This is a genomic window from Nonomuraea guangzhouensis, assembly GCF_019396345.1.
Classification (GTDB): domain Bacteria; phylum Actinomycetota; class Actinomycetes; order Streptosporangiales; family Streptosporangiaceae; genus Nonomuraea; species Nonomuraea guangzhouensis.
Genome location: NZ_JAHKRM010000024.1, coordinates 213,724 through 219,787, shown reverse-complemented (window position 1 = coordinate 219,787; position 6,064 = coordinate 213,724). Strand labels below are relative to the sequence as shown.

The following is a 6,064-nucleotide window of genomic DNA, read 5'->3' as shown; positions in this document are numbered from 1 at the left end:
GCCCGCCTCCGGCTCATCGTCGGCGACACACCGACCCCGAACCCACTCCCACAGACACTTACCGCTTAACCTGCAGAAACAGGATCACGCGAAGATCGATTCATACACCACGTCCGTGGACGTGACCAGGAGCGAGTGTGCTGTGCGCGAGGTCTGAAGCCGAACTGTCCCGAACATAGCGGGGACAGAGCGGCGGAGCGTGGCTTGGCGGCGTGAGACGCGGGTGCGCGTGGGGTGGGCGGGATGCGGGCCAGGGCGTGGTCATGGTGTGAGGCGTGCGGTGGCGAGTGTGGGTGTGAGGCGTGCGGTGGCGGGCGTGCGGTGGTGAGCGTGGGATACGGGTCACGGTGTGGGGCATGGGGTGCGGAGCGTGGGGCCTGGGGTGTGAGGCCTGGGGTGCCTGTTGGGTGTGGGGCGACTGCGGTCATGCGGAGCGGTTGCTCGCACGTCGCTGCCGCGGTGAGGAGGGCCGGTCTGCGTAGCCCATTTCCCCGGCGGCCGCCTACCGCCAGGCTCTGTCTGGTTGGGGAAGCGGAGGGTGGAAGCCGGCGAAGGGCAGAGCGTGGTGAGGATGTCGTGGGAAGCGTGCGCTCTAGTGGGGCTGGGCTTGGCTCGGTGTCGCGAAGGCGTTGTAGGCTCTCGGCGCATTCAGCGGATCCCCACACCTTGCGGTCGTTCTCTGTGGTGCGCAGTGCCGAGGCTCCAGGACGTGTCGCCCGGTGCACCCATGCCTTTGGTGGGCGTGGTTCGCATTGCGCGCATTAGTGGTGCGGTTCGCCTTTATGTGGCTCGGAAAGGCGGAGTGGTGCTGCGGCTTGGTGGATGCGCTGTCGGGTGAGCGGGTGGCGGGCGCGCTCTTGTCGGGGTGGTGGGTGGTTGGTTTCACGTGAAACAGAGGCGTTGCGGGTGCGTTGGCTGGCGGTGTGCGGCGATGTTTCACGTGAAACCGGGAGTCGGGCGCCTAGCGGAGCGGGTGCGCCGGGAGAACGGCCGAGCCGAGGGGATCAGGGGATGACGAGGGATTTGCGGATGACGTCGAGGAAGTCGTCGACGTGGTCCGGGGTGGTGTCGAAGGCGGTCATCCAGCGGACGGTGCCCGCAGCCTCGTCCCAGTAGTGGAACAGGTAGCGGTTGAGGAGGGCAGCGGTGGCCGCTTTGGGGAGGGTGGCGAAGACGGCGTTCGACTGGACGGGGTAGGCGATGGTGATGCCAGGGAGGTCGGCGACGCCGTTGGCGAGGCGGGTGGCCATTTGGTTGGCATGGGATGCGTTGTGGCGCCAGAGGTCGTGGGTGAGGAGGGCGGAGAGTTGGGCGGAGATGAAGCGCATCTTCGAAGCCAGTTGGAGGGACTGGCGGCGGAGGAAGGGGATGGCGTGAGCGAGAGAAGGGGAGAGGACTATTACCGCTTCAGCCGCCAGGGCGCCGTTCTTTGTGCCGCCGAAGCTGAAGATGTCCACGCCGACTTCCGTGGTGATCGCGCCGAGGGAGGTGTTCAGGTGGGCGGCGGCGTTTGCCAGTCTGGCGCCGTCCATGTGGAGGAGTAGGCCGGCGGCGTGTGCCGTGTCGGCGAGGGCGGCGATTTCTTCGGGGGAGTAGCAGGTGCCGAGTTCGGTGACTTGGGAGATGGAGACCACGCGGGGCTGGGGCTCGTGGTGGCTGCCCAGGGTGCTGAGGCGCGCGGTGACGTCCTGGGGGCGTAGCTTGCCGTCGGCTGTAGGAGTTGTCAGGAGCTTCGTGCCCAGTAGTCGTTCCGCCGCGCCTGTTTCGTGGGTGGCGATGTGGGCGGTGTCGGCGCAGACAATGGCGTCGTAGCGGCCGAGCATGGGGGCGAGGCCGACCATGTTGGCGCCGGCTCCGTTCAGGACGGCGAAGCCTTCCGCCTCGGGGCCGAAGGTCTCTTTGATGTGGTGCTCGAAGGTCGATGTCCAGCGGTCGCCGCCGTAGGCGGGTGCGTCCCCGTGGTTCGCCGCAGTCATGGCTTCGAGGATGGTGGGGTGGACGCCTGCGTGATTGTCGCTGGCGAAGCTCTTGGGGTAGGTCGAATCGATCAGCACATGGTCAGGCTACTTTCAGACGTTAGAGAAGGGAGGGGGAGGGCGGGGCCGCTCGGAGCGGGGGTACGGCGACGAAGGGCGCGAAGCCGAGCAGGAGCTCGACCCTGGAGGAGAAGGGAAGGCAGGGTCCCGTCTGGGATTGAGGGCAGGACAAGGTCTCCACTCGCCGCGTGAAGGCGGAGCGGCGCGGAGTCGGGAGCGGGGTTGTGACGGGAGGTAGGGAGCGTCTGGTCGCGCCAGCGGGCGACCCGGTGCCAGCCGACGTTAAGAAGGCGGGTGAGGGTGGACCGGGTACGGCCGTTCCCGAGGGAATGCCCGCGAAGGCGGGGCGAGGACGGCGTTAACGTATGAACAGGAGCGGCCTCCTGCGGATGTGGCTAAGCGTGGAAGCGAGAGGCCGCGTTCTGGAGGAGGATCCGGCAGAGGTCGCCAAGGTCCTGGCCCGCCGCCTCCGCCGCCATCGGCAGCAGGGACGTCTCCGTCATCCCGGGCGCCACGTTGACCTCCAGGAAGTGAGCCTCGTCTGAGGCGTCGACGATGAGGTCGGTGCGGGAGATGTCGCGGAGGCCCAGGGCGGTGTGCGCCGTCACGGCGGTTTCCGCGCAGGCGGCCGCTGCCTTGGCGGACAGGCGGGCGGGCGCGAAGAACTCGGTGTGGCCGGCGGTGTAGCGGGCCGCGTAATCGTAGACGCCCTCGTCCGGGACGATTTCGACGGCAGGCAGGGCGATCGGGCCGTTGCCCAGGTCGACCACGGAGACCGCCACTTCGACGCCCTCCACGTAACGCTCGATCAGCGCCGTGTCGCCGTACGCGAAACAGCCGACCATCGCGGCGGGGAGCTCTTCGGCGGTGCGGACGATCGAGGCGCCCAGGGCGGAGCCGCCGCGGGCGGGCTTGACGAACAGGGGGAGGCCGAGATGCTCCACGATGCGGCCCAGGACAGCCGTGGCGCCGAGGTCGTGGAAGGTCTCCTTCGGCAGGGTGACCGATGCGGGGGTGCGCAGGCCGACCGAGCGCACGACGGCTTTGGCGGTGGGCTTGTCGAAGGCGACCCGGCAGGCGTCGGGGTTGGCGCCGACGTAAGGGACGTTCAGGAGTTCGAGGATGGAACGGATGGCGCCGTCCTCGCCCGCGCCGCCGTGCAGCGTGACGAAGACCGCGTCCGGAGGATCGGCCAGGATGTACGGCACGAGGGACGCGTCAGTGTCGCGGGCCTCCACGTCGATGCCCACCGCCCGCAGCACCTCGCTCACCCGGCGACCGGAGCGCAGGGACACCTCCCGCTCGTAGGAGAGTCCCCCGGCCAGCACGAGCACGTGGCCCAGATCGCTCATTAGTTCTCCTCCGCTGATCGCACACGCTGTCCAACCGTACCGGCGCTGGGGCGGAATGGTGTACAGCAGGTGCTTTCTACCGTGTGAGCAACGGAGGTTCCGGGCACATCGGTACACGCCAAGCCGGCGCCCGCTCTGGACGCCGGCCAAGAACAGATCAGGCCAAGTCAGGCCCGGGCGTGTCCACGCCGATGTGCCCCCGAGTCGACCCCGTCCCGAACGTGTCCCGCAGCTGGATCTCCTGCTCGATCACCCCGGCCAGCCGCCGAACCCCTTCCCGAATCCGATCCGGCTCGGGGAAGCAGTAGGACAGCCGCATCTGCCGAGCCCCACTCCCATCGGAGAAGAACCCGGTCCCGGGCACGAACGCCACCCGCTCCGCCACGGCCCGCGGCAGGATGGCCTTCGAGTCCAGGCCCTCCGGCAGAGTCGCCCACACGAAGAAGCCCCCAGCCGGTCGGGTCCAGCTGACCTCGGGGGGCATGAGCGCCGAGAGCGCGTCGAGCAGCGCGTCGCGTCGCTCGCGATAGAGCTCCTTGAACGTTTTGATCTGCTCCCGCCACGGCTGCGTGGCGAGGTACTGGCCCACGGCCAGCTGGGTGAAGGACGAGTGCGAGAGCACGGCCGACTCCATGGCCAGCACGAGCTTGTCGCGGATGGCGTGCGGTGCCAGCGCCCAACCGACCCGGAACCCGGGCGCGAGCGTCTTGGAGAACGACCCGAGATAGACCACGCCGTCGGGATTGTCGGCCCGCAGCGCCCGCATCGGCTCGCCGTCGAAGCCGAGCAGCCCGTACGGATTGTCCTCGATGATCAGCACCCCGGCCCGCTGGCAGATGTCGAGCACCTGCTGCCGCCGCGCCATGTTCAGGGTGACGCCGGCCGGGTTCTGGAAGGTCGGGATCGTGTAGAGGAACTTGATCGGGGCACCCGCGGTCTCCAGCGCGTAGATGGTCTGCGCGAGGGATTCGGGAATGATGCCCTGATCGTCCATGGCGATATGAACGACTTTGGCCTGGTACGCGGCGAAAGTGCCGAGGGCGCCCACGTACGACGGGCCTTCGGCCAGCACCACGTCACCCGGGTCGATGAAGATCCGGGTGATCAGATCAAGCGCTTGCTGCGAACCTACGGTGACGACCACGTCGTTCGCCCCGGCCTGGATCCCCTCCAGCCGCATCACGTCGCAGATCTGCTCACGCAGGTGCGGATCGCCCTGCCCGGAGCCGTACTGCAGCGCGACCGTTCCGCGCCTGGTGACCAGATCGGACACCAGCTCGCCGACCATGTCGAGGGGGAGAGCCGTGACGTACGGCATGCCGCCCGCGAGCGAGACCACCTCGGGCCTCGACGCGACGGCGAAAAGAGCTCGGATCTCGGAGGCGACCATCCCGGTAGCTCGCGCGGCGTACCGATCGACATAGGCGTCGATGCGCGACCCTTGGGTCGCGGGCGTCTGACCGTGATCAAGCTCTTCCGTCACGGTCCACCTCCTTGGTGTCATTTGTCGCTGAGCTACCAGATTACGCCAGCCGGACATGTCGGCTGTGACCGGGCCTGACCGTGGTGCTAGCCGATAGCGGGACCGTCACTGGGCTACGATGCCAGGTGGGGACGCGTTTTTCGCGCGCTTTTCCGGGTCAACGATTGGGGCCGTAGTTGTCGCGTCGGCTGGTCAACATAACCCTGGATAATCTGGACGATCTGCCGCGCCGCTGTCGACGGTGCGTCTTCTGGGAGCTCGACCCGGTCAGCGGGGAGCGCGCGATCGATTCCGGTGATCCAGCGCTGGAGAAAGAGGCATGGCTCTCCGGCACGCTGCTCGAATGGGGGAGCTGCGGCAAGATCGTGTACGTCGACGGGGTGCCCGCCGGATTCGTCGTCTACAGCCCGCCGCTCTACACCCCCCGTTCGGTGGCCTTCCCCACCTCGCCGGTCAGCGCGGACGCGGTGCTGCTGATGACCGCGCACATCATTCCGGAGTTCTCGGGTGGCGGCCTGGGCCGGATGCTGATCCAGGGCGTGGCCAAGGACCTGACGCGCCGCGGGGTGAAGGCCATCGAGGCGTTCGGTGACCTCAAGTGGGAGGAGCCGAGCTGTGTGGTGCCGGCTGACTACCTGCTTTCCGTGGGTTTCAAGACGGTACGCCCGCATCTGCGGTTCCCCCGGCTCCGGCTGGAGCTGAAGACCGCCGTCTCGTGGCGTGAGGACGTCGAGGTGGCCTTGGAGCGCCTACTCGGCTCCATGAGTCCGGAACGAGCCCTTCGCCCCGTCTGACGCCTTCTGAGGCACGACAGCAAACGGAAGCCCCCTGGGAGTCCCAGGGGGCTTCCGTTTGCAACGGTACGGGCGTCGTCAGATGAGGCCCTCGAGCTCGCGCAGCAGCATGGCCTTCGGCTTGGCGCCGATGATCTGCTTCACGACCTCTCCACCCTTGTAGACGTTCAGCGTGGGGATTTGGAGTACACCGTAGTTACGCGGGACATCCGGGTTCTCGTCGATGTTGAGCTTGACGATCTCCAGCTTGTCGCCGTGCTCCTTGGCGATCTCCTCGAGGATGGGCGATACCTGACGGCATGGGCCGCACCACTCGGCCCAGAAGTCGACGAGCACGGGCTTGTCGCTCTTGAGGACCTCGGCCTCAAAAGTGGCGTCGGTTACTGCCTTCACGGTGCG

The 6,064-nt window shown here is 67.7% G+C and carries 5 protein-coding genes; 1 reads left to right on the top strand and 4 read right to left on the bottom strand.

What is annotated here, in order from left to right:
• Nucleotides 1-1,004 precede the first annotated feature (1,004 nt).
• The 3 genes from KME78_RS42020 to KME78_RS42010 all read right to left on the bottom strand — a co-directional run bounded on the left by KME78_RS42020 (nt 1,005) and on the right by KME78_RS42010 (nt 4,892).
• Entirely contained in the window at nt 1,005-2,054 is a 1,050-nt protein-coding gene (locus KME78_RS42020; RefSeq protein ID WP_219535091.1) for a threonine aldolase family protein, read from the bottom strand.
• A 377-nt stretch (nt 2,055-2,431) separates the two neighbouring features.
• Nucleotides 2,432-3,388: a D-alanine--D-alanine ligase family protein gene (locus KME78_RS42015; RefSeq protein WP_219535090.1), complete on the bottom strand. Its 957-nt coding sequence runs from the start codon at nt 3,386-3,388 to the stop codon at nt 2,432-2,434.
• Nucleotides 3,389-3,545: 157 nt separating this feature from the next.
• On the bottom strand, nt 3,546-4,892 hold the full coding sequence (locus KME78_RS42010) for an aminotransferase-like domain-containing protein (RefSeq protein WP_219535089.1): 1,347 nt from the start codon (nt 4,890-4,892) through the stop codon (nt 3,546-3,548).
• A 155-nt stretch (nt 4,893-5,047) separates the two neighbouring features.
• Here KME78_RS42010 and KME78_RS42005 point away from each other — a divergent pair, with 155 nt between their 5' ends.
• A complete protein-coding gene (locus tag KME78_RS42005; RefSeq protein ID WP_219535088.1) occupies nt 5,048-5,665 on the top strand; it encodes a GNAT family N-acetyltransferase in 618 nt (205 codons plus the stop codon).
• Nucleotides 5,666-5,743: 78 nt separating this feature from the next.
• Here the strand turns inward: KME78_RS42005 and trxA are convergent, their stop codons facing one another.
• Nucleotides 5,744-6,058: a thioredoxin gene (gene trxA / locus KME78_RS42000; protein ID WP_214635245.1), complete on the bottom strand. Its 315-nt coding sequence runs from the start codon at nt 6,056-6,058 to the stop codon at nt 5,744-5,746.
• Nucleotides 6,059-6,064: the final 6 nt, after the last annotated feature.

What these genes read in the sequence shown, in the direction of transcription:
- KME78_RS42010 (WP_219535089.1), bottom strand. Translation starts at nt 4,892, where the DNA reads ATGACACCAAGGAGGTGGACCGTGACGGAAGAGCTTGATCACGGTCAG.
- KME78_RS42015 (WP_219535090.1), bottom strand. Translation starts at nt 3,388, where the DNA reads ATGAGCGATCTGGGCCACGTGCTCGTGCTGGCCGGGGGACTCTCCTAC.